This window comes from Corynebacterium sp. (assembly GCF_030152825.1).
In the GTDB taxonomy this organism is placed as follows: Bacteria; Actinomycetota; Actinomycetes; order Mycobacteriales; family Mycobacteriaceae; genus Corynebacterium.
Genome location: NZ_JASLIP010000009.1, coordinates 1 through 25814, shown reverse-complemented (window position 1 = coordinate 25814; position 25814 = coordinate 1). Strand labels below are relative to the sequence as shown.

The following is a 25814-nucleotide window of genomic DNA, read 5'->3' as shown; positions in this document are numbered from 1 at the left end:
TGCCGGAGGAGATGCTCAACGCGATCATCAAGACCTTCATCGTCGCGCACGTCGACGACACCGATAACCACCTCGCCCAGGCGCTGGTGTACAACGCCGCCCGCCTGGCGTGGCGGATGCGCGCCTCCGGGCTCGAGACGGAGACGAAGACCTCCATCTCCGACGTCGTCACCGCCGCGGACCGGGCCGCCGAGAAGTTCATCACCGATGCGCTGGCGACGATCCGACCGGAGGACGGCGTCCTTGGCGAGGAGGGCACCCGGCGCGAAGGAGCCAGCGGGCGGACCTGGGTGATCGACCCCGTGGACGGGACCTATAACTTCACCACCGGCTCGGACTACTGGTGCTCCGCGCTGGCCCTGGTGGAGGGCGACCCGAATGACCCGGAGGAGGTCATCTTCGGCGCCGTGCACCGCCCCGCGATGGGCTACACCTGGTTCGGTGGCCCGGAGATCCCCACCACCCGCGACGCCCAGCCGGTCCCGGAGTTCAAGAACACCCCTGCGGAGCGCACCGTGGTCGCCACCTACCTGCACCCGCCGCTGTTTTCCGTGCCAGAAGTTAGGGACGCCTGGATCACGGTGACCGGCAACTTCGCGACCGTCCGCATGCTCGGCTCGGCCTCCGTGGACATGGCGGGCGTGGCCTCCGGCGAGCTCGGCTGCTGGATTCAGGACTCCGTGGCGGCCTGGGACTGGCTGCCGGGCCGGGCGCTCGTCGAGGGCGCCGGTGGCGTGGCCGAGCAGATCGAGGCCGCGGGCAAGACCTGGTCGGTGGCCGGCACCGAGTCGGCTGTTGCGAGCGTTAAGACTGCGCTCATCGGCAGTTAGTTTTTGAGGCTAAGATCCAGGGCATGAGCACCACATACTCCGATGACCTGTCGCTTGCCTTCGAGCTGGCCAACGCCGCGGACGAGATCACCATGGCCCGTTTCGAGGCCGAGGATCTCCGCATCGAATCCAAGCCCGACCTCACCCCCGTCTCCGACGCCGACACCGCCGTCGAGCGTCGCCTGCGCGAGATTCTGGCGGATTCCCGCCCGGATGACTTCGTGCTGGGCGAGGAATTTGGCGGCGAGGCGCACTTCGAGGGCCGCCAGTGGGTCATCGACCCGATCGATGGCACGAAGAACTTCGTCCGTGGCGTGCCCGTGTGGGCCACGCTGATCAGCCTGCTGGAGGACGGCGTGCCGAAGGTCGGCCTGGTCTCCGCGCCAGCGCTGTGCCGCCGCTGGTGGGCCGCCCCTGGGGCCGGGGCGTGGCGCTCCTTCTCCGTGCCGAATACTTTCGACGAGGACTCCACCCCTTCTGCCCAGCCACGCCGCCTGAGCGTGTCGGGCGTGGGCAAAATCGCGGACGCCAGCCTCTCCATCAGCTCCCTGTCCGGCTGGCAGGATCGCGGCCTGCGGGAGCAGCTGGTGGGTCTGAGCGACGAAACCTGGCGCCTGCGCGGCTTCGGGGACTTCTGGTCCTACATGATGGTCGCCGAGGGCTCCGTGGATATCGCGGCGGAGCCGGAGGTCAGCCTCTGGGATCTCGCGGCGCTCGTCCCGATCGTGGCGGAAGCCGGCGGCACCTTCACGAACGTGGAGGGCGAGCCGGGACCGCACGGTGGCTCCGCGGTGGCCACCAACGGGCTGCTGCACGAGGACGTCATCGCCGCGCTGAATAACTAAGACGCTTGCCCTAACCAGGGCAGACAGAAAGAAAAAGGACGCTACCGCACGCGGCGGTGGCGTCCTTAACTGTTGGGGGAACTCCCCGGACAAGCCCCTAGTAGGAGACGGTGATGAACTGGGTCTCGAGGTACTCCTCGATGCCTTCGAAGCCGCCCTCGCGGCCGATGCCGGACTGCTTCACCCCGCCGAAGGGCGCGGCCGGGTCGGAGAGCAGGCCCTTGTTGACGGCCACCATGCCGACCTGCATCTTCTCGGCGAAGGCCATCGTCTCCTGCAGCTTCTCGCCGACCACGTAGCCGGCCAGGCCGAAGTTCGTGGCATTGGCGTTGGCCAGGGCCTCGTCCTCATCGGCGAAGGTCTGGATGGTCATGACGGGTCCGAAGATCTCCTGGTTGGCGATCTCGGAGTCCTGGGTGACTCCGGACAGTACGGTCGGGGCGTACCAGAAGCCGTTGGTGTCCAGTTCACCGGTGGTCTTGAGCTCCGGGTGCTTCGCCGGGGAGTCCTCGGTCAGCTTATAGCCGCCGATCTCCACCTTCGCGCCCTGCTCGACGGCCTTGTCGACCATGTCTGCGACCTTGTCGCGCTGCTCCGCGCTGACCATCGGGCCGGCGGTGGCGCCACTATCGGTGCCCGCGCCGAGCACGAATTCGCCGATCCGCTTGGTTACCGCTGCGGTGAACTCCTCGGCGAGCGACTCGTGGACCAGGATGCGGTTGGCGGCGATGCAGACCTGCCCTGCGCCTCGCATCTTCGCGTCGATGGCAGCGTTCACGGCCTTGTCCATGTCCGCGTGCTCGAGGACGACGAGCGGGGCATTACCACCCAGCTCCAGGGACGTGCGGATGGTGCCCTCGGCGGCCTTCGCCGCGAGCGCCTGGCCCACCTCGGTGGAACCGGTGAAGGTGAACTTGCGCAGGCGGTCGTCGTCCAAAATGGCGGAGACATTCGAAGCAGTGCTGGTAGGCAGGACCTGGAACACCCCGTCCGGCAGGCCCGCCTGGCGGGAAAGCTCGGCCAGGTAGAGCGCGGTCAGCGGGGTCATCTGCGCGGGCTTCACGATCATGGTGCAGCCCGCGGCCAACGCCGGAGCCAGCTTGCGGGTGATCATCGCCAGCGGGAAGTTCCACGGGGTGACCGCCAGAACCGGGCCGACCGGCTTCGGGTGGGTGATGATGCGGCTGCCGCCGTCCGGGGACACGCGGTACTCCCCCGCGATCGCCTCAGCGCGGGAGGCGTACCAGCGGAAGAATCCGCCGCCATAGCCGACCTCGCCCTTGCTGTCCTTCAGCGCGCGACCCAGCTCCAGGGACTGCAGGTAGGCCAGGTCATCGGCATGAACCTGCACCAGCTGATACAGAGAGCGCATCAGGTCGGCGCGCTCCTGCGGGCTGGTGTTCTCCCATTCGGGCTGCGCCTTCGCGGCGTGGTCCATCGCCTCGCGGGCGTCGCCTTCCGTTGCGGACGCCACCCGCACGAACTCCTGGCCGGTCGCGGCGTCGGTAACCCCAAGGGTCTCCCCGTCCGCGCCGTGGCGCCACTGGCCATTGATAAACAGCCCCGTCGGGACGGTGATCTCCCGCGGTCCGGCGGTGACGGTGGTAAAGAACTCTGAATCGGAGGTGTTCTGTTCTGTGTTGTTTTCTGCCGAAGTAGCCATACCCCCACTGTGCCACTGGGCGTCACCGCCGGCCACTGGCAGCAGACCCCGGCCACTGAGTTTCAACGCCGGCCACCGGTAGCTATGTCTCGGGGCACGCTGTGGCACTACCGTGCGACTGCGACCCAGACGACTAGGCTGGGTGGCATTACGTCCAAGACTTCACCGGCGACGCACCTCCCGAGGAGAACTCAAGCAGTGAGCATCCCACCCAACCCACAGCGGGTGACCAGCACCGCACCGTGGCAGGAACTCCAGGACTATAAGGAGAGCTTCGTCGGCACCACGCTCAGGGAGATCTTCGACCAGGAGGCCGCCCGCGTCGAGGACATGACCATCCAGGCAGGTCCCCTGCACATCGACCTGTCGAAGAACCTCGCTGACGCCCGCGTCATGGAGCTGCTGGTCCAGCTGGGCGAAGCGATGGGCCTGCCGGAGTACCGCGACGCGATGATGGCCGGGGCCACGGTCAACACCACCGAGAATCGTGCGGCCCTGCACACCGCGCTGCGTGTCCCGGTGGACCAGGACTTCCAGGTCGACGGGGTGGACGTCGCCGCGGACGTCCACGAGGTCCTCGGTCGGATGCGGGACTTCTGCCGTGACCTGCGCAGCGGCCGGTGGTTGGGCGTGACTGGGCGGACCATCAAGCAGGTCGTCAACATCGGCATCGGAGGCTCCGACCTGGGGCCCTCCATGGCGGCGGCCGCGCTGCGCCCCTACCGCACTGCGGGCATCGAGCCCTACTTCGTCTCCAATCTGGACCCGGCGGACCTCAGCGCCGCACTGGACGCACTCGACCCGGAGTCCTGCCTCTTCGTCATCAGCTCGAAGACCTTTAGCACCCAGGAGACCCTGGTCAATGCGCGCGCGGCGAAGCAATGGCTCCTCACGGAGCTGGAGCGCCGCGGCGTGCCGGCGGGGACGAGCGCGGAGCGGCAGGCCATCATCGAAAAGCACTTCGTCGCGGTGTCCACCAACCGCGAAGCCGTCACGGAGTTCGGCATCGACCCGGCGAACATGTTCGGCTTCTGGGACTGGGTGGGCGGCCGCTACTCGGTGGATTCCGCCATCGGGCTCACCCTCATGGCCGCGATCGGCCCGCAGGACTTCGACCAGTTCCTGGTCGGCCTGCACGACGTGGACGAACACTTCCGCACCGCCCCGCTGCACGCCAACGCGCCAGCCCTGATGGGCTTGCTCAGCGTGTGGTACCGCGACTTTTTGGATTCCCAGTCCCACGCGGTGATGCCCTATAGCGAGGATCTCCGTGAATTCCCGGACTACCTGCAGCAGCTGACCATGGAGTCGCTGGGTAAATCCGTGCGCTTGGATGGGTCCAAGGTCGGAGTACCCACGGGCCCGGTGTACTGGGGCGCGCCGGGGACGAATGGGCAGCACGCTTTCTTCCAGCTGCTCCACCAGGGCACGCAGCTCATCCCCTCGGACTTCATCGGATTCTGCAACCCCCACGGCGAGGTCACCACCCAGCCGGAGGGGACGAAGATGCACGACATGCTGATGGCAAACTTCTTCGCCCAGACCAGGGTGCTGGCCTTCGGCCGCACCGCTGAAGAGCTGCGCGCCGCGGGCACCCCCGAAGAGCTGATCCCCCACAAGGAGATGCCAGGCAACCAGCCCAGCACCACCATCCTGGCAGACATGCTGACCCCGCGTTCCCTGGGCGGGCTCATCGCACTCTACGAGCACATCACCTTCGTCCAATCGGTGATCTGGGGCATCAATGCCTTCGATCAGTGGGGCGTGGAGTTCGGAAAGCTCCAGGCCAGCGACCTACTCCCGGCGGTACGGGGCACCGCTGCGGTGGCCGCCGGGGATGGCTCCACCGACGCGCTGATCAGCTTTTACCGGCAGCACCGCAACGAGGGTTAGACTCAATAAACACCATCGGCGCAATGACCCGCGCCGACCGATACTGGAAAGAACCGCCTGCTCATGGACGTTGTGATTCGGCAGACCCCGAAAGAAGTCGCGCAACTCGCGGCCACCATCATGGCCCGGTACGTCTCCGAGGGTAAGAACATCGGGCTGGCCACCGGATCCACCCCGCTGCTGACCTACCGGGAGCTCATCGCCAAGCACCGCGAGGGCCTGAGCTTCGCAAACACCACGGCCTTCCTGCTGGACGAGTACGTGGGCCTACCGGAGGATCACGAGCAGTCCTATCACTACACGATCTACAACGAGTTCACGCAGTACGTGGACTTCGCCGACGGCGCGGTGCACACCCCGGATGGGATGAACCCGCGCACCGATGAGGCAGGCCGCGAGTACGAGGCGGCCATCGAGGCTGCCGGGGGCATCGACATCCAGCTCCTCGGCGTGGGAACCAACGGCCATGTGGGCTTCAACGAGCCCGGTAGCTCCTTTGACTCCCTGACCCGCCTGAAGACTCTGCACCCGCAGACACGGCGGGATAACGCCCGATTCTTCGGTTCGCTCGAGGAGGTGCCGATCCACGTGATCACGCAGGGGCTCGGCACGATCCGCCGCGCCGGGCACCTGCTGCTGCTGGCCACGGGGGAAAACAAGGCCGATGCGGTGGCCCGTCTGGTGGAGGGGCCGGTATCCGCGATGATGCCGGCCTCCGTGCTCCAGCTGCACCGCCACGCGACGGTCATCGTTGACGAGGCAGCAGCCTCCCAACTGCAGGAAACCGAGTTTTACCGTTTCGTGGACGCCAACCGCCCGGAGTGGCAGGCATACTGACCCCACTTTGGGGGTGAAACGGCAATTTTATCAACGGGGGCACCCGGGGCATCGGGTGCCCCCGTTGGCATTTTTTCTCCTTTAATTCTTCAAAGCGCGCGACAAGCACTCCGGAAAAGGGATAAATATAGACCCAAGGTTTTTCGGGTCGCTTGTGCGAATCACCACTTACTCGCACTGGACGATCACAACGCCACCTCTACGTTGCGATCAGTGCCCGGAACTTTCATCCCCCAGAAGACTGCACAGGAGACAAAGTGCGTATCGGTATTCCGGTTGAGCCGGGTGAGAACCAGCCGCTGGTGGCAGCCACACCAGACACGGTCGGCAAGCTCATCAAGCTCGGCTATGACGTTGAAGTACAGGCAGGTGCCGGCGAAGACGCCGCCTACCCTGACACCCTCTACCGCGAGGCCGGCGCGAGCATCGTAGGCGAGGAGGTCTGGGAGGCGGACATCGTCACCACGCTCGACACCCCACCCAAGGCCAAGCGCGACCTCATGCGCTCCGGGGCCACCCTGATCTGCCGCATGGCTCCAGGCCGCAACGAAGAGCTCATCAACGAGCTCGCCAGCCGTGGCATCACCGGGCTCGCGATGGACGCTGTGCCGCGCATTTCCCGCGCACAGTCCATGGACGTTCTCTCCTCCATGGCGAACATCGCCGGCTACCGCGCGGTCATCGAGGCCGCCAACGCCTTCGGTCGACTGTTCACCGGCCAGGTCACTGCCGCCGGTAAGGTGCCACCAGCAAAGGTCTACGTCATCGGCGCTGGTGTCGCTGGTCTGGCCGCGATCGGTACCGCCAACTCCATGGGCGCGATCGTCAAGGCCACCGACCTGCGCGTCGAGGCTGGCGAGCAGGTCGAGTCCATGGGTGCGGAATTCGTCGCCATCCAGGAGGAGGCTGAGAAGTCCGAGGACGGCTACGCCAAGGAGATGACCCAGGACCAGGCGGAACTCGCTGCGAAGATCTACTCCCAGCAGTCCGCCGAGGCCGACATCGTCATCACCACCGCAAACATCCCGGGCCGCACCTCCCCGGTGCTGCTCACCGAAGAGGATGTCGCCAACATGCGTCCGGGCAGCGTCGTCGTCGACCTGGCGGCAGCCAACGGCGGCAACTGCGCCCTGACGAAGCCGGGCGAGGTTTTCGTCACCGACAACGGCGTGACCATCATCGGCTACACCGACCTGGCAGGTCGTTTGCCGGGCCAGGCCTCCCAGTTGTTCGGGCAGAACATCGTCAACCTGTTCAAGCTGATCACCCCGGAGAAGGACGGCCAGCGCGTGCTGGACCTGGATGACGAGATCGTCCGCACCATCACCGTCACCCTCAACGACGGCCAGGAGACCTCCATCCTCTGGCCGCCACCACCGGTGAGCGTGTCCGTCGCCCCGCAGCAGCCCGCGCAGGAAGCGCAGGCCACCGAGGAGCCGGAGAAGCAAGCCTTCATGGGCGGCCCCTTCGCCAAGATCGGCCTGGCCATCGCCATCTTGCTGGGTGCAGCGATCGTGCTGGTCAGCCCGCTGAGCATGAGCGGCAACTTCGTCGTCCTGACCCTGGCCATCGTGCTGGGCTTCTACGTGATCTCCGCGGTCACCCCAACCCTGCACACCCCGTTGATGTCCGAGACGAACGCTATTTCAGGAATCGTCCTGGTCGGCGCGATCTTGCAGGTCAACAGCCCCAATATCATCGTTACGGTCCTCGCGTTCCTGGCTATCGTCGTGTCCTCCGTCAACGTTTTCGGTGGCTTCGCCATCACAGACCGCATGCTCGGCATGTTCGTTAAGGAGGATGCATAAACCATGACTGCCACTCTGATTCTTTCGCAGGCAGCGACCGGCGAGCATGCCACGCTGCTGGATTGGCTGGCCCGGATCTCGAACCTGGCCTACATCGTGGCTGCCGTGCTCTTCCTCATGGCACTGGCTGGCCTGTCCAAGCCGGAGACCGCGAAGCGCGGTAATACGCTGGGCATGAGCGGTATGGCTGTTGCCATCGCCGTGGCCATCTTCCAGGCTGTGGTGCACTCCTCCACTGACTCCGAGGCGCTGAACCCGGTTGTCACCGTTATCCTCATCGCCCTGGCTATGAGCCTCGGTGCCGCCTACGGCATCAAGCGCGCGCACTCCGTCGAGATGACCGGCCTGCCGCAGCTAATCGCACTGTTCAACGGCCTGGTCGGTCTGGGTGCAGTCTTCATCGGCTACAACTCCTTCGTTTCCGAGTCCGCCGACTCGATGGGCGCTGCTGCCTACAACTTCCACCTGGGTGAGGTCTTCCTGGGCATCTTCATTGGTGCCGTGACCTTCACCGGCTCGATCCTGGCTGGTCTGAAGCTCTCCGGCAAGGTCAAGGGCGCCCCGCTGCTGTTGCCGGCCCGTAACCTGCTGAACGTCGCCATCCTGGTGGCCAGCCTCGTGCTCATGGTCGTGTTCATCGTCGCTGGCGAGGGCACCACCGCCTGGATCGCGGTTGGCATCATGACCGCCCTGGCGCTGTTCATGGGCTGGCACCTGGTCGCCGCCATCGGCGGTGGCGACATGCCGGTCGTCGTGTCCATCATGAACTCCTACTCCGGCTGGGCAGCTGCCTTCACCGGTCTGATGCTGCAGAACCCGCTGCTGATCATCACCGGTGCGCTGGTCGGTTCCTCCGGTGCGTTCCTCTCCTACGTGATGTGCCAGGCGATGAACCGATCCTTCCTGAACGTCCTGCTGGGCGGCTTCGGCACCGACGGTGGCGCGGTCGCGGAGGGTGTCGACGGCACCCACACCGAGATCGACACCGACGAGGCTGTCGCGATGCTCAAGGACGCGAAGAACATCATGATCACCCCGGGTTACGGCATGGCCGTCTCCCAGGCGCAGTACACGGTCGCCGAGCTGACCCGCAAGCTGCGTGACCAGGGCAAGACCGTCCAGTTCGGTATCCACCCGGTCGCCGGCCGCCTGCCGGGCCACATGAACGTCCTGCTGGCCGAGGCGAAAGTTCCTTATGACATCGTCATGGACATGGAGGAGATCAACGACGACTTCGACGAGGTCGACGTCGTCCTGGTCATCGGCGCGAACGATACGGTCAACCCGAGCGCCGAGATGCCGGGCTCCCCGATCGCCGGCATGCCGGTGCTGAAGGTGTGGGAGGCTGAGCGCGTAATCGTGCTGAAGCGTTCCATGGGCGCCGGTTACTCCGGTGCGCAGAACCCGCTGTTCTTCAACGAGAACACCGACATGCTGCTCGGCGATGCGAAGGCATCCATCGAGAAGCTGGCCGCAGGGATCAGCAACTAAGCCCCGAACCCCTGCTGCAACCGCGCCACCCACCCGGGTGGTGCAGGCGAGAAAATCCCCGTCAACGCGAGAAGCGTTGACGGGGATTTTGACGTCCCAAAAGGAAAACGAACCGGTGCCGAGGGGTGGTGAATACCACTCCCCCGGTCGGGATGGATTCTAGAAGAGGCCCTCGTTCTTCTTGCCAGTATCGGTGACCGTGTGCTCGCGTGAGTCGACCTGCTCATCGTTAGCGGTGGCGGTGTCCTCCTTGTGGCGGCCGGTCTGGGTGACCTCAAGGTAGTTGTAGAGGCGGCCTTCCTTGGTCTTGCCGTCCCCGAAGTCCAGGGCGGCGACGGTCGCGGTGTCGCCGGCGTTGATCGGGTTGGAGAGGGTGACGGTGAAGCTTCGGGCGGAGGTCTCCGGGTCGAAGCCCTCGTCGAAGATGTGGGCACCGTTCATGCCGCGCGGCGTGATCAGGCGATCAACGCCCTCCGGCCCCTTGTCGGTCTTCACGTCGATGCGGAAGGTCGTCAGCGGATAGTCCTGGTAGTAGCGCTGGCTGCCCACGTTCTTCACTTTCAGGACGACGGTGCCGGCGAAGCCCTTGGCCTTGGCGCCGGAGGTCTGGAAGTACGGCTCGAGATCGTACTCGGCCTGGTTGGACGCAGCTGCGTGGGAGAAGTCCAGGTCGATTTCTTCCTGCGCGGTGGCAGTACCAACTGCACCGCCAATTCCGCTGAGTGCGGCGATGGTGGCCAGGCCCGCGGTGGCCAGGCGGAGGGAGTTCTTGGTTTTCTGCATTAGGCTTCCTCTTCCTCGAGCGTGGTGGTTTCGGACTTGGCGGCGATCTCTTCAGCCTGGGCTGCCTTTTCTGGCTCCGCTTCCTTGGTCACGGCCTCTGGGGACTCGCCCTGGGTCGGCTGCGCGTCCTCCTGGACCTCCACCGGCTCGCCTTGTGGCTCGGTGCTTTCCTCGACCTTCGCGCCCTCGGCGGCGCCGGCCGGGTTCTCGTAGAGCTTCACGTTGACCTGGTTCTTGATCGGGGTGAGGGCGGTCCAGCTGCGCGGGGTGGACCAGGTGCCGTTCGGCTTGCAGTACTGCTGGGTGCCGGTCATGGTGATGGTGCGGAAGCCGTAGGTGGCCTCGCCGGTCTTACCTGCTGGCACGTCGTATGGCCCGATGCTCTGGCCGACCTCCCAGCTCAGGGAGTAGGAGGCTTCGAAGCCCAGGGTCTTGGCCAGGGAGTAGGTGATGCCGGTGGAGACGTTGCCCTTGTCCCCGCTGGCGCCACCCCCCGAGGTTGGCGGTCGTGGTGGAGGTCCGGTCTCCCTTAACGGAGAGCTGGATGGACTGGGACTTGGAGAGATCCTGAGTCAGCGGGATGGTGTCGGCGGTTCCGTTGGTCGCGGAGATCGTGCCGGCCGGGGTGAAATTATCCTTGACCTTGTAGACGACGGTGCGGAAGTCCTCCCCGGAGTTGCACACCGGGCGCGGGTTCAGGATGTTGGCCTTGATGTGGTCGCTACCGTGGTAGGTGTTGACGATCGGCAGATCAACGTTGGTTTTCGGGGTCTCCGGGTAGTGATCGTTCAGGGTGTCTGCCTGGGCCTGGCCGGCGAAGCCGGTGGCCACGAGGCCCAGGGTTGCTACTGCGGCGGCGCACTTACCAGCCGTCGAGGTTTTGCGGGTGAACACGAAAGAATTCTCCTCCTCGGTGTGAAGCTGACTGTGTGACGCTGACTCGGTGTGAGCGGCACGGACACGATTGCCACCTTCGAACACCCACTTGGTTAATGAAGTAAATCCTCAAGGTTAACCGGAGGTCACTCCTAGAAAAGCCCTTAGAGCGCGCCACGAACCCCTGGCGCCCACCCTGCCAGAACGTTCGCGCACTTCAGTTTTACAACTCATATGCACATGCCGATATCAATGAAATCGTTCAACAGTCATCGAACACATGCGTGACATAACACCCTCGCAGAAGCATTGAATGCCCCAGTATCGCGTCGCGCAGCACTGAATCGTTCAGATAAAAATTCGCTGAAAATCTTTCCTAAACCGCGAAAACAGCCTGCTCTACCCCAACCTGGGGGAAATGACAGGAGTGGAAGGCTAAGCCTGTCCGCCCGGCTGACAGTGCGGGCACCACCAGATGATGCGTTCTAGCTCCCCGGCGTCCAGCTCTGGGTCCCCGCCCGCGAAGCGACCACCGAGGGTCGACTGTTCGATCGTTTCCCCGCAGCGCCGGCAGGGCTTCGCCGCCCGGCCGAAGACGAAGGTGCCCATCCCTGGGCGCCGGTCTCCGGTGAACACCCGGTGTGGCTCCAGTCGGTTCTCCCACATCACCCGGCGCGCCAGGTCCAGCGCTTGGGCTACCGTCTGCTCCCCCGCCTGGCCGACGGGCACGGCGGGGTGCAGACCAATGAGGAACATGACCTCGGCGCGGTACTCATTGCCGATGCCGGCGACGTTGCGCTGATCCAGCAGCGCGGCCCCCAGACTCCGCTCAGGGCGGCGCAGGATCCGCCGCAGGGCCTCGTCGCGCCCTGTCCGCCCCGTCTCCCGGAATTCTTCGCTGGCCCAGCCGGGGTCCAGGATGTCCGGCCCCAGGTGCTGAACCACGGTGGCGTAGTCGCGGGCCGGAAACAGGCGCACAAAGCCCAGCTCGTGGCCGACGACCTCGATGGGTGGCCCGCCTGGGTGCTGGGGGCTTAGGCGCAGCACGACGCGGGCGGTATAGCCGGGGCGGCGCCACCGGCTGCCCGCGGCGTGGATGGCCCACACACCCTCCATCTTCAGGTGGGTGTGCAGAATCCGCTCCCCAGCCTGAATGAACAGGTGCTTGCCATAGGGCCAGACCGCTCGGATCCGCTCGCCGGTGATGGAAGCCGTGGCCAGCGCGGGCACCCGGAAGTCGCTGTGCAGCACTTCGCGGCCGGGCATCCACTTCAGCCTATTGGCCAGCTGCAGGACGGAATCTCCCTCGGGCATTGCCCGCCTCCTTTCGGTCTCTGGCCCGCGAAGGCGCTGTATTGCTCAGCCGAGCGTTCTCCGTTGAGCTGTCAGCCGCGGATGCTCAGGCCCTTCGGGGTGAGTCGCGCGCCCGCGGCGATCCAGCCCTGGGTGGGCAGGTCCATCACGGATGCGCCATTGATCCTGTCAATCGTGACCGGGGAGAGCCGCCCGGCGCGAATCGCGCTGCTCAGCGCGGCGATGATGGCATCGATCGTCGGCTGACTGATGGCTCCCGGCGGGGTGTCATCGGCCATGCTCGGCGCGTCGAAGGCGGTGAGCGTCCTGCCACCCCGGGTGAAGTGCGCGACCAAGCGGCCACGGTCCAGCACCACGAAGGCCCCCGCGCCTCGGGTCAGCCGGGCGGGTTCGCTGTCGAGGCTGGGCCACGGCAGGGCCGCGCCGTAGGGGTTTGCCACGTCCCCGGCTGCCAGCAGCACCGGTCCGGATGCGACCCCGCTGGTGCCCGCAGCATGATCCCCAGCCGCTCCGTGGTCCTCTAGCTGCCGCAGCTGCCGGATCACCGCGTGCGGCGCGAACTGCGCCCCGCCGAGCCCCTCGATGACGTATCCGCGCAGTACCGCGCCTGAATCTTCCCAGGCGCTCAAGGTCCGGTAGGCCTCCGCGAAACCACCGGCGTGGTGCTCCGCCATCACGGCCCCACGGGTGACCACGCTATAACGGTCGATCCACGCCTCGCTGCGGGCCAGAGCGCGCTCCGCGTCGGTCACGTCGATCTCCAGCAGCGGGGCGAGTGCCGCCCAGCGCCCCGGCACCGACTGGTGCGCATTCATCGCCTGGCGCCGCTGCCGGATGCGAACCATCGACTCGTTGCCGGCCATCTGCGCAAAGCTGCTGCGCCCCATCTGCAGCCGCCGCGCCGATCCCCTCCCGCGGTTGCGGCGGGGTGCCCGGTGGGCGGTGGAACCACCTTGTTTTCCGGACGTCAACCTCGCCCGGAGCGCGGCGAAACTATCGGGAGCGATAAGACCAACATCGAAGAGCTCCCACAGGGCGTCGTCGACCTCTTGATAGGCCGCGGCGGTGGCCCGGGTGAGTTCAGCGGCGAGGAAGGCCCCGCCGCCGGCCATGTGCTCCAGCAGCTGGGTAGCGACCATCGAGAGCTGCGGGGCCTCTGCCGGGGCGTCGATGAGCAGCGGGGCGATGTCTGCGGGCAGCAGGCTGACGAGGGCGTCATTGCTCCCGGCGGTTCCAGACCCGCGCAGGATGATCTCGCCGGTGGCCAGCAGGTCATCGAGATCGCCCGGCTGATAGTCCGGGATCCGGCTGGGCAGCACCAGGGTCTCCCAGGCGCTGGTGGGCAGCGCGACCCCGGCGAGCTGCTCGATGACCTCGCCGAGCTCCTCCCGTTCCGAGCTGCCCACCCCATGCCAGTCCACGAGGAACTCCGCGTAGGTCTGCGGGCTGACCGGTTCCACAGCCCCGCGGGCGGCGGCCAGCGTGGCCGAGCGCAGTCGGCGCAGCATGCCGGTGTCGATATATTCCGTGACCTGCTCAGTTGCGGTCTCACCACCGCTCGCGGTGAAGTGGCCGGATTCCAGGCGCCGCTGCCCGACCCAGCGTTTCAGCAGGGATTCGGCGGTGGCCGCGCCTAGCCCGAACTCTGCAGCCACGCGGGCGGGGGTCACCGGCCCCTGGTGCCGCATGAAGCGCAGCACCAGCTGGTCGATGGCGTCATCCACCTGCGTGGGATCGGCGGCCACGCCGGGTGGGACGGGAACGCCGAGTCCGTCGCGGAGCACCGGCATGTCCTCCACCACCGCCCAGCGGCTGGCCCCGCCGAAAGTCACCTCGGCGAGGCGCTGTGGGACCAGCTCGGCCAGCTCGGCCAGCACGGCCTCCCGGTTTTCTGGCACCAGGCGGTCGCTGACCTGCTCGCGGGTCAAGGGGCCAAGGGCGCGGATCATGTCGATGGCCTGCTCGGCGGTGCCGGCCTGGCGGCCATCGGCCAGCCACTGAGCCGCCGAGACCACCCTCTCGATCACCGCCGGGTCCAGCTGCAGCCCCTCGCCGCTCTTACCCAGCAGCTTGGCAAGCAGCGCGGGGTCCACCGCCAGCGCGGCGGCCCGCTCCGCGGAGTCGCCTTCGTACATGAACGCACTGGTGTAGGTGAACAGCAGGGACTCGGCGAAAGCGCTCGGCCCCTCGGTGGTGACCTCCGCGACCCGCACGCCTGAGCTGCCACCCCGCAGCCCAAGCTTCTTCAGCAATTCGGTGAGCGCATCCAGCTGGTAGACGTCGTGGAGGCATTCGCGCATGCTCTCCACCATGATCGGGAACTCCGGGTGCTCCCGGGCCACGTCCAGCAGCTGGGAGGCCCGCTGCCGCTGCTGCCACAGGGGTTGGCGCTTGCCGGGGTTGCGCCGCGGCAGCAGCAAGGCCCGAGCCGCGCACTCCCGGAAACGCCCGGCGAAGAGCGCGGAGCTGCCCACGTTGTCCATCACATCGGCCAGCACGACCTCCGAAAGCTCACCCGGCTGCCCGTCGCCCCGGCCCGGGATGTCCTTCCGATCCCCAGCACCGTCACCACCAACGCCGTCCCGAACCGCGCCGTCCCCGGCCCCAGGCCTGGCCTCCCGGAAGAACTGACCCAGCAGCATGTCCGCCCCCGGTGGCTCCTCGGAATACGGCAGGCGCAACACCAGCCCATCGTCCCCGGCCACGGCCATCGCGTCGATGCCGGTCTCCCGCTGCAGCACCGCGCCCAGCGCCATCGCCCACGGAGCATTGACCCCACGGCCATAGGGCGAGTGGACGATCACCCGCCAGTCCCCGATCTCGTCCCGGAAACGCTCCACCAGCAGGGTGCGCTCGTCTGGCAGGATCCCCGTGGCTTCCTTCTGATCCCGGTAGTAACCGTCCAGATTCTCCCGGGTGTTATCGCAGATGAACGGAGCCGCGTGCAAATCGCCCACGGTGCCGCTGCCCCACTGCCGGCGATGCTCACCGATCGCCGTACCCAGTTCCACCGGCCGGCCGGCGGCGTCGCCGACCCAAAACGGCAACCGCCCCGTGTGCCCCGCCGCTGGCACGACGATGACCTGGTCGCGGTTGATCTCCGTGATCCGCCAGCTGGAGGCCCCGAGGGTGAATACGTCCCCGACTCGGGATTCGTACACCATCTCCTCGTCAAGCTCCCCGACGCGCCGGGCGCCCTCCTCACCTGCGGCGAGGAAGACTCCGAACATGCCACGGTCCGGGATCGTCCCGCCGCTGGTGGCCGCCAGCCGCTGGGCACCGGGGCGGGCCTGCAGCGTTCCCGCCGCTGGGTCGTACACCACCCGGGGTTTCAGGTCCGCGAAGTCGGTGCTGGGATAGTGCCCGCTGATCAGCTCGATCACGCCGTCGAAGGCATCCCGCGGCAACGCCGCATAGGAGTATGCCCGGCGCAGCGCACGCCACCAGCGCTCCACGTCCAGCGTCCCGTGTGGTGCTTGTTCCTCCTCATTTTCCGACGTCAACGCCCCGGCCTCCACCTCCGCCGGCGGATTCGTGAAACCCAGCTGGGCCTGCACCGCAGCGGCAATCGTCTGCTGCGCCAGCACGTCCAGGGCGTTCGTGATGATCTGCAGCGGCTCCAGCTCACCCGCGTATAGCCGGTGGGTGATCACGGTGGCCGCCTCGGCGTCCTGCTTGTGCAGCGGGTAGATCGTGGCGTGCGAGGTCGCGCCCACGGTGTGCCCGGCGCGGCCACAACGCTGCACCGCGGAGGCCACCGAGGGCGGGGCTCCGACCTGAACCACGTGGTCCACCAGGCCCATGTCGATGCCGAGCTCCAGGGAACTGGTGGCCACCACGCAGCGCAGGGTCCCTGACTTCAGCGCCGCCTCGATATCTGCGCGCTCCTCCTTGGACACCGAGCCGTGGTGGGCACGAGCGATGACCGCCGGCACGCCGGTGACCGTGGTGGATTGCGCCATGAGCTGCGCGGGGTCGCGCCGGGTGGGGGCGGCGATGGACTCCGGGTCGTGTTCCTCAGCCCAGAGCTCGTTGAGCGCCCCGGTGAGCCGCTCGGCAGCGCGCCGGGAGTTCACGAAGACGAGCGTTGCCCGGTTCTCCATGACCTGCTGGTAGATGGCTTGCTGGACGTGGGGCCAGACGGATTTTTGTTGCGGGAGGGCGGATTCCTTATCTACTCCGCTGGCCACCCGTTCCCCGGAGCCCAGGGCGGAGGCACCACCCACTCCCTCACCGATGAGGCTGGGTCCGACGAGGGCCTCGTCGATCAACGCTTCGTCCGCGACGTCGCCGTCTTCCGCGATTCCTCCGCCACCGTGTCCGGCGCCGGCTGCACCCTGATCCCCGTCGGCGCTCTCCTGGACCTCGCTGGCCGGGTCCTCGTAGCGCGCGGCGTCGAGATCCTCGGCAGCCGGTGGGTCCTGGAAGTCCGGCACCACGCTGCGGACCTGGACGTCCCAATCCTTCCTGATCGCCGGGTTGACCACCGTGACCGGCCGGTCGCCACCGAGGAAGCTGGCCACCGCATCCACCGGGTTCACCGTCGCCGAAAGCCCGATGCGCTGCACCGCACGGCCGGTGAGCAGCTCCAGCCGCTCCAGGGAAAGCGCCAGGTGGGCACCGCGCTTGGTCCCCGCCACCGCGTGGATCTCGTCCACGATAACGGTATCCACCCCACGCAGCGTCCCCGCCGCCTTCGAGGTCAGCATGAGGTACAGGGATTCCGGGGTGGTGATGAGGATCTCTGGCGGATTGCGCAGCAGCTTCGCCCGCTCCGACTGCGGGGTATCCCCGCTGCGCACGCCCACTCGGACCGGGGCGACGTCCTCCCCCATCGCCACGGCGGTGCGCGAGATACCTGCCAACGGGGCGGCGAGGTTGCGGTCGACGTCCACCCCAAGGGCCTTGAGCGGCGAGATGTACAGCACCCGGGTGGGGGTCTGCGGGTCGGCTTGACCTGCCGAAGGGTGGGAGAGCACGCCCGTGCGCGTCAGCTCGGAGAGCGACCACAGGAATGCCGCCAGCGTCTTACCGGAGCCGGTGGGGGCAACGACCAACGTGTTCTCCCCCGCGCTGATGGCCCGCCACGCCTGGGACTGGACGACCGTCGGCTCGTGGAACACGTCCCGGAACCATGCGGCTACTGGGGCATGAAATTGGTCCAAGTCGGCGGAGGGCATGAGTCCATACAACCAGAAGCGCTAAGGTGTAGACCATGACACAAGGACTAGGCCGAGGCGACGCGCTCGACGATGCCACTCTCTGCGCCCGTTTGGCCCGCAGCACCGGGGACATCCTCACCAGCATTCGCACTGCTGGCGCGCCGGATCCCCTCCTGGTGGACTCCGACGGGCTCGGCAAGTCCGGCGATAAGGTCGCCCAGGCCTGGATCGCGCGTGTGCTGAGCTTGCACCGCCCCGACGACGCCATCCTCTCCGAGGAGGCAGAAGATGACCCCTCCCGCCTGGACAAGTCCCGGGTGTGGGTGATCGACCCGCTGGACGGCACCCGCGAATACGCGAGCGCCCGCAACGACTGGGCCGTGCACATCGCCCTCACGGTCGACGGCGAGATCGTCGAATCCGCGGTCGGCATGCCGGAGATGCACACCGTCTACAGCGCGTCGGACTACCGGGAGGGTCGGGCGAAGGCGGACTTCGGTGAGCTGAACAACCGCCTCGTCATCAGCCAAAACTCCACCCCGCAGATCGCGGTAGACGTGGCCGAGGATATGGGCATGGAGGTCACCCGCCTGGGTTCTTGTGGTGCGAAGGCCATGAGCGTGGTGCGTGGGGAAAACGACGCGTACATCCACGCCGGTGGCCAGTACGAGTGGGATAATGCCGCCCCGATCGGCGTCGCCCTGGCGGCGGGACTGCACTGCAGCCGCCTGGACGGCACGCCCGCGACCTATAACGAGCCGGACCCGTACCTGCCGGATCTGGTGATCTGCCGCAAGGAGATCGCCGAGGACCTGCTGGCGAGCATCCAGAAGTTTCTCTAGCACCTGCCTGGTGGCGGGTGGCTCACTGAGCCGTGGTTCTTTTTGCCTAGACTATGAGGCATGTCAGAGGCTCAATCTTCCCCCACCATCGCCACGCCCTACGAGGATCTGCTCGCCAAGATCCTCGCGGAGGGTGCCAAGAAGGACGACCGCACCGGCACCGGCACGACGTCCCTGTTCGGTCAGCAGATCCGCTTCAACCTGGCGGAATCCTTCCCGCTGATTACGACGAAGTCCGTCCACGTGAAGTCCGTGGTCGGCGAGCTGTTGTGGTTCCTCTCGGGCGACTCCAATGTCCGGTGGCTGCAGGATAACGGCATCCGCATCTGGAACGAGTGGGCCGATGAGGACGGCGACCTGGGCCCGGTCTACGGCGTGCAGTGGCGCAGCTGGCCCACCCCGGATGGCCGCCACGTCGACCAGATCTCCCAGGCACTGGAGCTGCTGAAGCAGAACCCGGATTCCCGCCGGAACATCGTCAGCGCGTGGAATGTCTCGGAGCTGGAGAACATGGCCTTGCCACCCTGCCACCTGCTGTTCCAGCTGTACGTGGCTGATGGGAAGCTCTCCTGCCAGCTCTATCAGCGCAGCGCCGACATGTTCCTGGGCGTGCCCTTCAACATCGCGAGCTACTCGCTGCTGACCCACATGTTCGCCCAGCAGGCGGGCCTGGAGGTCGGCGAGTTCATCTGGACCGGTGGGGACTGCCACATCTACGACAACCACCGCGAGCAGGTGGAGCTGCAGCTTTCCCGTGAGGCGCGCCCCTACCCGCAGCTGGAGCTGACCAAGGCCAAGGACATGTTCAGCTATGGCTTCGAGGACGTGAACTTCGTGGGCTACGACCCGCACCCGGTGATTAAGGCAAAGGTGGCTGTGTAGTGGAAGCTTCGGAGTTCGACGTCCAGAAGGAACAGCGCCCCAGCGGCTACCGCGAGGGCGACTACCCCACCCTGACCCGCGCGGACGTCCCGGAGGGGGTGGAGGTCGCGATGATCTGGGCGGAGACCACCGCCGGAATCATCGGTGACGGTGCGGAGATGCCCTGGTACCTGCCGGAGGACCTGAAGCACTTCAAGAACTCCACGATGGGCTACCCGGTCGTGATGGGGAGGACGAGCTGGGAGGCGCTGGGCAAGTACCGCCCGCTGCCGGGCCGCGAGAACTTCGTCATCACCCGTTCGGCTGATTATGCGGCTCCCGGTGGTCACGTGGTCGCTTCCATCAAGGACGGCATCGCTGCGGCCGCAGCTTTCGCTCGCGGAGAAGGTTCGGGTGGTGTGGTGCCGGAGACGGCGTCGCAGGCGCTGCAGGACGACGGTCGGGTAACCGTGTGGATCCTGGGTGGTGGCCAGGTGTACGCGCAGTGCATGCCGATCGCGGACCGGGTGGTGATCACGGAGATCGATATGGTCGCCCCGGAGCGCTTCCAGGTCTATGCCCCGGCGATGGATGAGGCGGAGTTCACCGTTGAGCGCTCCGAGTGGTTCGCCTCGGAGAAGGGCCACCCGGTCGACGAGGAGCCGAACTGCCTGCGCTACCGATTCGAGACGTGGCGCCGGAAGGCTTAGGTCTTTCACGGGGGACGCAACGGGGGGTAAGAAACAACCCGGCCATGCGGCCGGGTTTTTCTATGTGATCCGTGTTTTTGCAGGTCGGGCGGAAGTTTCCATGAACGCTGTCTTAAAAGTAGAAACTTTCTTATTGGAAACTTTGGAAAAAGCTCTAGGTGACGGTAGATTCTTTCGCAATCGCAAAAGAATTGTGATGGCAATCACAGGAGCCTCAGTCGCAAGGACAGGCAAATGTGAAGATCTGCACAGTCCCAAGGAAGGGAGAAAGAGTTGACCCAGCCGGCCACCCCCGCACAACGGCACGTCCCCACGCCTGATGAGTTCGTTGCCGCGCAGCAATCACCCGAGTTCCAGGAGCTTCGCTCAAAAATGCGCGGGTTCACCTTCCCAATGACCGTGTTTTTCATCGTCTGGTTCGTCCTCTACGTCAGCCTGGCGATGTTCGCACCGAACTTCATGGGTATCAAGATCTGGGGAAACATCAATGTCGGCGTGCTCCTCGGCTTCGGCCAGTTCGTCACGACCTTCCTGATCACGTACCTCTACGTGAAGTACGCAGACCGCGAGATTGAGCCACGCGCCCGTTACGTTCGCGAGTCCCTCGAAGGTTCCCCCGCAACCCCAGCCAGCCAGGCTTCCCAGGGCTAGCGGCACCGCACCCCGCTTCACCCACGGATTAGAAAAGGAAAGGTCTCACTATGGATCTCATTCTTGCTGCCTCGCAGGAGACAAACCCGATCCTGAACATCAGCGTGTTCGTCGCCTTCATCGTGGTGACGATGTACATCGTGACGAAGGCTGCCGCCAAGCCACAGAAGTCCGCGACCGACTTCTACACGGGTGGCGCGTCCTTCACCGGTACCCAGAATGGCCTGGCCATCGCCGGCGACTACCTCTCGGCCGCATCCTTCCTGGGCATCGTCGGCGCGATTGCGCTCACGGGCTACGACGGCTTCCTGTACTCCATCGGCTTCTTCGTTGCGTGGCTCATCGCCCTGCTGCTGGTCGCCGAGCCACTGCGTAACACCGGTAAGTTCACCATGGCGGACGTGCTCTCCTTCCGCCTGAAGCAGCGCCCGGTGCGCGTGGCCGCAGCCTTCGCGACCCTGTTCACCTCGCTGTTCTACCTGATCGCTCAGATGGCCGGTGCCGGCTCCCTAGTCTCCGTCCTGCTGGACCTGCACTCCAAGACCGCCCAGGCCGTCGTCGTCGTGGTCGTCGGCCTGGTGATGATGGCCTACGTCCTCATCGGTGGCATGAAGGGCACCACCTACGTGCAGATGATCAAGGCGGTCCTGCTGATCGCCGGTGTTGCGTTCATGTTCCTGATCATCGCCGTGATGTGGAAGGGCAACCTCTCCCAGCTCTTCGCTGACGCTGTGAACTCCCACGGCGACCCGGCGATCCTGCAGCCTGGCCAGAAGTACGGCGCGACGACCGCAACGAAGCTCGACTTCATCTCCCTGGGTGTGGCCCTGGCACTTGGTGCCGCTGGCCTGCCACACGTCCTGATGCGCTTCTACACGGTTCCGACCGCGAAGGAAGCACGTAAGTCCGTGACCTGGGCGATCGTCCTGATCGGATCCTTCTACCTGCTGACCCTGTTCCTGGGCTTTGCCGCTGCCGCGCTGATCTCCCCGGAGGACATCAAGAACGCACCGGGTGGCGCGAACGCTGCGGCGCCGCTGCTGGCAATGGAGCTAGCCGGCCCGATCTTCATGGCCCTGATTTCCGCGGTCGCCTTCGCGACGGTGCTGGCTGTGGTCGCTGGTCTGGCAATTACCGCTTCTGCTTCCGTGGCGCACGACTTCTACAACGGCGTGCTGCGCAACGGGCAGGCAACGGAAGAGGAGCAGGTCCGCGTGTCTCGCATCACGGTGGTCGTGATCTCGCTGGTGTCCATCGTGCTGGGCATCCTGGCGATGGACCAGAACGTGGCCTTCCTGGTCTCCCTGGCGTTCTGCATCGCTGCATCCGCTAACCTGCCGACGATTCTGTACTCCCTGTACTGGAAGAAGTTCAACACCACTGGCGCGGTGGCCTCCCTGTGGGTTGGCCTGGGCGTGGCGCTGGTCCTGATCTTTTTCTCCCCGGCTGTCTCCGGCGCAGAGACCGCGATGTTCCCGAACGTGGACTTCTCGTGGTTCCCGCTGACCAACCCGGGCCTGGTCTCCATCCCAGCTGGCTTTATTGCCGGTATCGTGGGCACCTACCTTGGCAAGGGTGACGAGGATCCGAAGCTGCAGTCCGAGATGGAGGTTCGCTCCCTCACCGGTGTTGGCGTGGAGGCCCCGGTCGACCACTAAGCCACTCCCCTAGGCTCCTCGCCTTGGATAAGCCCAGCCACTTGGTCAACGGTGGTTGAGCAACACCCCCGCAGCATCTGGCTAGTTCCAGAAGCTGCGGGGGTACCTTGTATCATGAGTGATCGTGCCCGCAGGGTGCGGCCACACAGCCCCAGTAGCTCAGTGGATAGAGCACGGCTCTCCTAAAGCCGGTGTCGGAGGTTCGATTCCTCTCTGGGGCGCTTTTTGTTTTTGACCCCGCTGGTCATCACGGGCCCCGCCAGCCCGTCACCTTTAATTGTGTTAGCCTTACCTAAGAATAAGGCGTTGGTGCGGGCATTTCCTGCCCCCAGCACCCCAGTGTTTGAAGGACAGTGATGATCATGGCTGCCCAGCCGCAAAGTTCAGCGCCGAAGCGCAAGCCCCGTAAGGCCAACGAAGCAACCGTGACTGGCCGTCGCCAGCTCTCTGCTGATCTCGTTCGTTTGAGCTTGAACTCCCCTGCATTTGTGGGCAAGCAGCTGGAGTTTACGGATCACTACATCAAGCTGCTCTTCGCACCAGGAGGCTCTGATTACTCGTGGCCATTCGATCTCGAAAAGGTTCGCGAGGAGCAGCCCAGGGATAAGCAGCCAGTGACCCGCACCTACACCCTGATTAATCTGGACCCAGAAACCGGGGACTTCGACGTCGATTTTGTCACCCACGGTGATGCAGGCCTGGCTGCGCCCTGGGCGCGCGTGGCTGAGGTTGGGGAGACAATCGGCTTCTTCGGCCCGGGTGGCGCGTGGGGCCCCGGGGAAGAATATGAGCACTTTGTCTTCGCTGGCGACGAATCCGCGGCTCCAGCCATCGGCGCGGGCCTAAAGCACCTTCCCCGAGGGAGCCACGGCGACCGCCTATATCGAGGTCGAGGCAGAGGACCGGAAGTTTGAACTCCCCACCCGCGAAGGCGTGGACGTCAACTGGGTGATCCGCGATGGGGCAACCCACGGCACAGAGCTATCTCGTGTGGTGCGCTCAGCCGGCGTGCCAGAGGGCAAGAAAACCAGCTGGTTTATCCACGGTGTCGCCGAGATGATTAAGGAAATGCGCCGCTTCCTCTTCGTTGAGTCGGAGATTCCGCGCGCCGATGTTTCCATTTCTGGTTACTGGCGGATCGGGATGACCGAAGACCAGTGGCAGTCCTCGAAGCGCGAATTCAATGCTGAGATTGAGCAAGAGGAAGCCAAGGCCAAGGCCTAACGCTTGCACGCCCACAAGCGCCCGGAATTCCCCCCTGAGCAGAAGAACCCCTAGGCGGGCTGGAGTTCCTTCTCCTCCTTGTACGCCGTTTGCTCCCCTGGCCCAGCGTTGCCGTCGCTAGCTACGACATCCTTCCGGCGACGCGCGAGGAGCCTATCCACTGCCAACATGGCCGCGAAGCTGATGCCCAGCAGCGGCAGGAACAGGCCCACTGGAATCGCAATGAGGGCAAGGCGTACCCAGTCCTTGCGGCTGAGGTCCGCCTGTCCCGGAACACCGGCGACGGCGTTTTTCGTTGGGCGGCGCCGCCACCACATGATGTAGCCCATCACCACCATCGCGCAGATCCCCAGCGCCAGAACCGCAAGGGCGATCTGCAGCGGCAGGCCAAACATAATGCCCATGTGGAGGTAAATGCCCCACTGCGTGAGCTTGGAGAACAGCGGCAGTTCAGAGAACGGCAGCCTGTCGACGACGTCGCCGTTGTCGCCGTTGACGCTCACCGCATCGGAGGTAAACCGCCAGGGTACCCAACGTTCGCTAGCCTGCCAGGCGTGATTTTCGTCTTCAGGGACAAGCAGGCGCACCTGGCCGGTCAGCCCTTCAGCGCGGGCAGTTTCTAGGACGGTCGCTGCCTGGTTCGCTACCAGAGCTGGAGGCAAACTGCTCGTTGCCCCCGCACCGGAGTGGTCATGTTCTGCGTGCGCGTGTGCCTCCGCAGCTTCTGGCTCGGCAGCCAGGGAAGTCTCGATCGGCTCGGCCTTACCGCCCAGCCAGGTAATCGTGCGGTCCACATTATTCCCGGCAAAAACGGACCAGGTAATTCCGGTCGCCGACAGCCCCAGCATGCCCACCAACAGCCAAGCGCCGAGCACGCCATGCAGGTTGAGCACCTTGCGGCGGTGTCCGTTCTTGTTCTTGAGGCCAGTCAGGGCCCGCTTCCGCGCGATGCGCCACCACAGGAATAGCCCGCCCAGGGCGACGACCCACATCCAGCTCGCGGCGAGCTCCGAGTACAGCTCACCCACCTCCCCGAGGTGCAGATTTTTGTGCGTCGCAGAAATCCAGTGGCGCAGCGGCAGCTCCCCGAGGCCGGAGTAGCTCGGCTCGTCGCCCAGCACTGTCCCGTTGTATGGATCGACGAAGACGCTGCGGAGCTCGCCGTTATCGGCCAGGGACTCGTCGATGAGCAGCACGCGGGTCGCCTCATCTGCCTTCGAGGACGGCCACACCTGCGCCACGTCCAGGTCCGGGTGGACGCCCTGCGCGGCCTTCACCTGTTCTTCCAACGGCACCTCTGAACCTGTGCCGCCTTCTGGTGCGGTCACCTTCAGCACGTCTTTGTAGACGACGTTTTCCAGGGTGGGCGCGATGGCATATAGCGCGCCACTCAATGCCGCGATGAGGATGAACGGGGCGATGAATAGCCCTGCATAGAAGTGAATTCTCCTGGTCAGCGCGGGCAAACCGCTGCGCTGCTGCGTATTTCGAGACACGCATGCACCTTTCGATTGTGGATTAAATGAACCACCATAGAAGTCGCAGCGGAAGGCTATTCGGTTCCCGGATTTTTGCCCGGCGTAAGGCCCAGCACCTCTAAAACCATTGTTATCCAGCAAAAAGTGCACTTCTTTAAACGCATACACGTTTGCTGACAAAGCATTTTTTTGGGGGGCGTAGCGTCGAAACTATGAGGTACCAAAAAGTTGCACTATCCATCGCCCTCTCCTGCACCTTGGTGGGAACACTGAGCGCGTGCAGCGATGATCTCCCCGCAGAGGAGGCGCTGCGAAAAAACGTGGGCAAGCTCGCCTCCCCGAAGGGCACTGACTGGACGTGGAACACCTCTCATGCCCGCACGGACCTCTACAACCCTTGCGCTGATCTCTCGCCCATCGTGCTGACGATCAACGGCGCAACCGGCTCCAGCCCGTACCACATCATGCTCTTCCACAAGGGTGAGTACGTGGGCACCGCCACCGCCGAGCCGCAGGGCTTCTCCCCCGACGTCAAACAGGTCGACGGGAAGACCCTGGCGGTGACCTACTTCTACACCAAGCCCGGCGAAGCTAACGCTGAACGCTCAGGCGAAGCCCACGCCACCTTCACCTGGGATCCGGCACAGGAGAAGGTCGTCATGGACGGCGAACTGCCACCGAAGGGCTAGTTGCCGTCGTGGCCGGAGAGCAGATTCAGGAAATCCGGCACGTCCGCAGCCACGTCGTTGCCGGAGCTGCGCTTGACCTGCGAAGAAGGACCCAGACCCTCGACGGCCCCGGAGACCCGCACGATCTCGTCGGCGAGCTGGCTGGCGGCCCGCTCGATGCGACGATCCAGCCCCTCCTCGCCACCAAAGTCATCGGTGG

19 protein-coding genes, 1 tRNA gene and 2 pseudogenes are annotated in these 25814 nt (G+C 65.4%); 14 read left to right on the top strand and 8 right to left on the bottom strand.

The features are described from left to right. Positions 1-11: 11 nt before the first annotated feature. Both Q1V78_RS01855 and hisN read left to right on the top strand, forming a co-directional pair. The gene (locus tag Q1V78_RS01855; protein ID WP_300611022.1) at positions 12-830 is read left to right on the top strand and encodes an inositol monophosphatase family protein; all 819 of its coding nucleotides are present in this window, start codon (positions 12-14) and stop codon (positions 828-830) included. A 23-nt stretch (positions 831-853) separates the two neighbouring features. After that, positions 854-1675, top strand: a complete 822-nt coding sequence (gene hisN / locus Q1V78_RS01850) for a histidinol-phosphatase (protein ID WP_300611003.1) — start codon at positions 854-856, stop codon at positions 1673-1675. 97 nt (positions 1676-1772) lie between these two features. Here hisN and Q1V78_RS01845 read toward each other — a convergent pair whose 3' ends face one another. Beyond that, positions 1773-3338, bottom strand: coding sequence for an NAD-dependent succinate-semialdehyde dehydrogenase (locus Q1V78_RS01845; protein ID WP_300611001.1), 1566 nt, complete (start codon positions 3336-3338; stop codon positions 1773-1775). A 198-nt stretch (positions 3339-3536) separates the two neighbouring features. Here Q1V78_RS01845 and pgi point away from each other — a divergent pair, with 198 nt between their 5' ends. From pgi to Q1V78_RS01825, 4 genes are all read left to right on the top strand, one after another. After that, positions 3537-5231, top strand: coding sequence for a glucose-6-phosphate isomerase (pgi, locus tag Q1V78_RS01840; RefSeq protein ID WP_300610999.1), 1695 nt, complete (start codon positions 3537-3539; stop codon positions 5229-5231). 63 nt (positions 5232-5294) lie between these two features. Continuing rightward, positions 5295-6068 (top strand): glucosamine-6-phosphate deaminase, encoded by a 774-nt coding sequence (gene nagB / locus Q1V78_RS01835; RefSeq protein WP_284758580.1) that lies wholly within the window; start codon positions 5295-5297, stop codon positions 6066-6068. Positions 6069-6325: 257 nt separating this feature from the next. Then, positions 6326-7876: a Re/Si-specific NAD(P)(+) transhydrogenase subunit alpha gene (locus Q1V78_RS01830; RefSeq protein ID WP_300610993.1), complete on the top strand. Its 1551-nt coding sequence runs from the start codon at positions 6326-6328 to the stop codon at positions 7874-7876. A gap of 3 nt (positions 7877-7879) precedes the next feature. Continuing rightward, positions 7880-9367: an NAD(P)(+) transhydrogenase (Re/Si-specific) subunit beta gene (locus Q1V78_RS01825; protein WP_300610991.1), complete on the top strand. Its 1488-nt coding sequence runs from the start codon at positions 7880-7882 to the stop codon at positions 9365-9367. Positions 9368-9526: 159 nt separating this feature from the next. Here Q1V78_RS01825 and Q1V78_RS01820 read toward each other — a convergent pair whose 3' ends face one another. The 5 genes from Q1V78_RS01820 to Q1V78_RS01805 all read right to left on the bottom strand — a co-directional run bounded on the left by Q1V78_RS01820 (position 9527) and on the right by Q1V78_RS01805 (position 17520). Beyond that, the gene (locus Q1V78_RS01820) at positions 9527-10150 is read right to left on the bottom strand and encodes a hypothetical protein (RefSeq protein ID WP_300610989.1); all 624 of its coding nucleotides are present in this window, start codon (positions 10148-10150) and stop codon (positions 9527-9529) included. Next, on the bottom strand, positions 10150-10515 hold the full coding sequence (locus Q1V78_RS09385; RefSeq protein WP_331551093.1) for a hypothetical protein: 366 nt from the start codon (positions 10513-10515) through the stop codon (positions 10150-10152). The genes Q1V78_RS01820 and Q1V78_RS09385 overlap by 1 nt, the downstream gene beginning before the upstream one ends. Then, positions 10502-11044 (bottom strand): hypothetical protein, encoded by a 543-nt coding sequence (locus Q1V78_RS01815; RefSeq protein ID WP_331551094.1) that lies wholly within the window; start codon positions 11042-11044, stop codon positions 10502-10504. Before Q1V78_RS01815 ends, Q1V78_RS09385 begins: the two co-directional genes overlap by 14 nt. Positions 11045-11461: 417 nt before the next feature. Next, the gene (locus Q1V78_RS01810; RefSeq protein ID WP_300610987.1) at positions 11462-12340 is read right to left on the bottom strand and encodes a DNA-formamidopyrimidine glycosylase family protein; all 879 of its coding nucleotides are present in this window, start codon (positions 12338-12340) and stop codon (positions 11462-11464) included. Between the two features lie 71 nt (positions 12341-12411). After that, positions 12412-17520, bottom strand: coding sequence for a DEAD/DEAH box helicase (locus Q1V78_RS01805; RefSeq protein ID WP_300610985.1), 5109 nt, complete (start codon positions 17518-17520; stop codon positions 12412-12414). Positions 17521-17555: 35 nt separating this feature from the next. Here Q1V78_RS01805 and Q1V78_RS01800 point away from each other — a divergent pair, with 35 nt between their 5' ends. The 7 genes and pseudogenes from Q1V78_RS01800 to Q1V78_RS01770 all read left to right on the top strand — a co-directional run bounded on the left by Q1V78_RS01800 (position 17556) and on the right by Q1V78_RS01770 (position 23448). Continuing rightward, positions 17556-18344, top strand: a complete 789-nt coding sequence (locus Q1V78_RS01800; RefSeq protein WP_300610983.1) for a 3'(2'),5'-bisphosphate nucleotidase CysQ — start codon at positions 17556-17558, stop codon at positions 18342-18344. A 60-nt stretch (positions 18345-18404) separates the two neighbouring features. Next, positions 18405-19226, top strand: coding sequence for a thymidylate synthase (locus Q1V78_RS01795; protein ID WP_300610981.1), 822 nt, complete (start codon positions 18405-18407; stop codon positions 19224-19226). Beyond that, positions 19226-19915, top strand: a complete 690-nt coding sequence (locus Q1V78_RS01790; RefSeq protein ID WP_300610979.1) for a dihydrofolate reductase — start codon at positions 19226-19228, stop codon at positions 19913-19915. The genes Q1V78_RS01795 and Q1V78_RS01790 overlap by 1 nt, the downstream gene beginning before the upstream one ends. Positions 19916-20188: 273 nt before the next feature. Next, complete coding sequence (locus Q1V78_RS01785) at positions 20189-20566, top strand: DUF485 domain-containing protein (RefSeq protein ID WP_300610977.1); 378 nt, start codon at positions 20189-20191, stop codon at positions 20564-20566. A 50-nt stretch (positions 20567-20616) separates the two neighbouring features. Then, entirely contained in the window at positions 20617-22224 is a 1608-nt protein-coding gene (locus Q1V78_RS01780; RefSeq protein WP_300610975.1) for a cation acetate symporter, read from the top strand. 148 nt (positions 22225-22372) lie between these two features. Further along, positions 22373-22445: transfer RNA gene (locus Q1V78_RS01775), tRNA-Arg, on the top strand. A 141-nt stretch (positions 22446-22586) separates the two neighbouring features. After that, a pseudogene (locus Q1V78_RS01770) lies at positions 22587-23448 on the top strand (siderophore-interacting protein). Between the two features lie 50 nt (positions 23449-23498). Here Q1V78_RS01770 and Q1V78_RS01765 read toward each other — a convergent pair. Continuing rightward, positions 23499-24944 (bottom strand): PepSY domain-containing protein, encoded by a 1446-nt coding sequence (locus tag Q1V78_RS01765; protein ID WP_300610972.1) that lies wholly within the window; start codon positions 24942-24944, stop codon positions 23499-23501. Positions 24945-25138: 194 nt separating this feature from the next. Between Q1V78_RS01765 and Q1V78_RS01760 the strand changes: the two genes are divergently transcribed. Next, positions 25139-25615 (top strand): LppP/LprE family lipoprotein, encoded by a 477-nt coding sequence (locus tag Q1V78_RS01760; RefSeq protein ID WP_300610970.1) that lies wholly within the window; start codon positions 25139-25141, stop codon positions 25613-25615. On the opposite strand, the pseudogene Q1V78_RS01755 reads toward Q1V78_RS01760, so the two are convergent. Beyond that, a pseudogene (locus Q1V78_RS01755) lies at positions 25612-25814 on the bottom strand (oxidoreductase); the annotation flags it as partial. The gene Q1V78_RS01760 and the pseudogene Q1V78_RS01755 sit on opposite strands and share 4 nt — an antisense overlap.

Coding starts and splice junctions, on each gene's coding strand:
- Q1V78_RS01760 (WP_300610970.1), top strand. CDS start 25,139: ATGAGGTACCAAAAAGTTGCACTATCCATCGCCCTCTCCTGCACCTTG.
- Q1V78_RS01820 (WP_300610989.1), bottom strand. CDS start 10,150: ATGCAGAAAACCAAGAACTCCCTCCGCCTGGCCACCGCGGGCCTGGCC.
- nagB (WP_284758580.1), top strand. CDS start 5,295: ATGGACGTTGTGATTCGGCAGACCCCGAAAGAAGTCGCGCAACTCGCG.
- Q1V78_RS01825 (WP_300610991.1), top strand. CDS start 7,880: ATGACTGCCACTCTGATTCTTTCGCAGGCAGCGACCGGCGAGCATGCC.
- hisN (WP_300611003.1), top strand. CDS start 854: ATGAGCACCACATACTCCGATGACCTGTCGCTTGCCTTCGAGCTGGCC.
- Q1V78_RS01845 (WP_300611001.1), bottom strand. CDS start 3,338: ATGGCTACTTCGGCAGAAAACAACACAGAACAGAACACCTCCGATTCA.
- Q1V78_RS01780 (WP_300610975.1), top strand. CDS start 20,617: ATGGATCTCATTCTTGCTGCCTCGCAGGAGACAAACCCGATCCTGAAC.
- Q1V78_RS01795 (WP_300610981.1), top strand. CDS start 18,405: ATGTCAGAGGCTCAATCTTCCCCCACCATCGCCACGCCCTACGAGGAT.
- Q1V78_RS01800 (WP_300610983.1), top strand. CDS start 17,556: ATGACACAAGGACTAGGCCGAGGCGACGCGCTCGACGATGCCACTCTC.
- Q1V78_RS01805 (WP_300610985.1), bottom strand. CDS start 17,520: ATGCCCTCCGCCGACTTGGACCAATTTCATGCCCCAGTAGCCGCATGG.
- Q1V78_RS01810 (WP_300610987.1), bottom strand. CDS start 12,340: ATGCCCGAGGGAGATTCCGTCCTGCAGCTGGCCAATAGGCTGAAGTGG.
- Q1V78_RS01855 (WP_300611022.1), top strand. CDS start 12: ATGCTCAACGCGATCATCAAGACCTTCATCGTCGCGCACGTCGACGAC.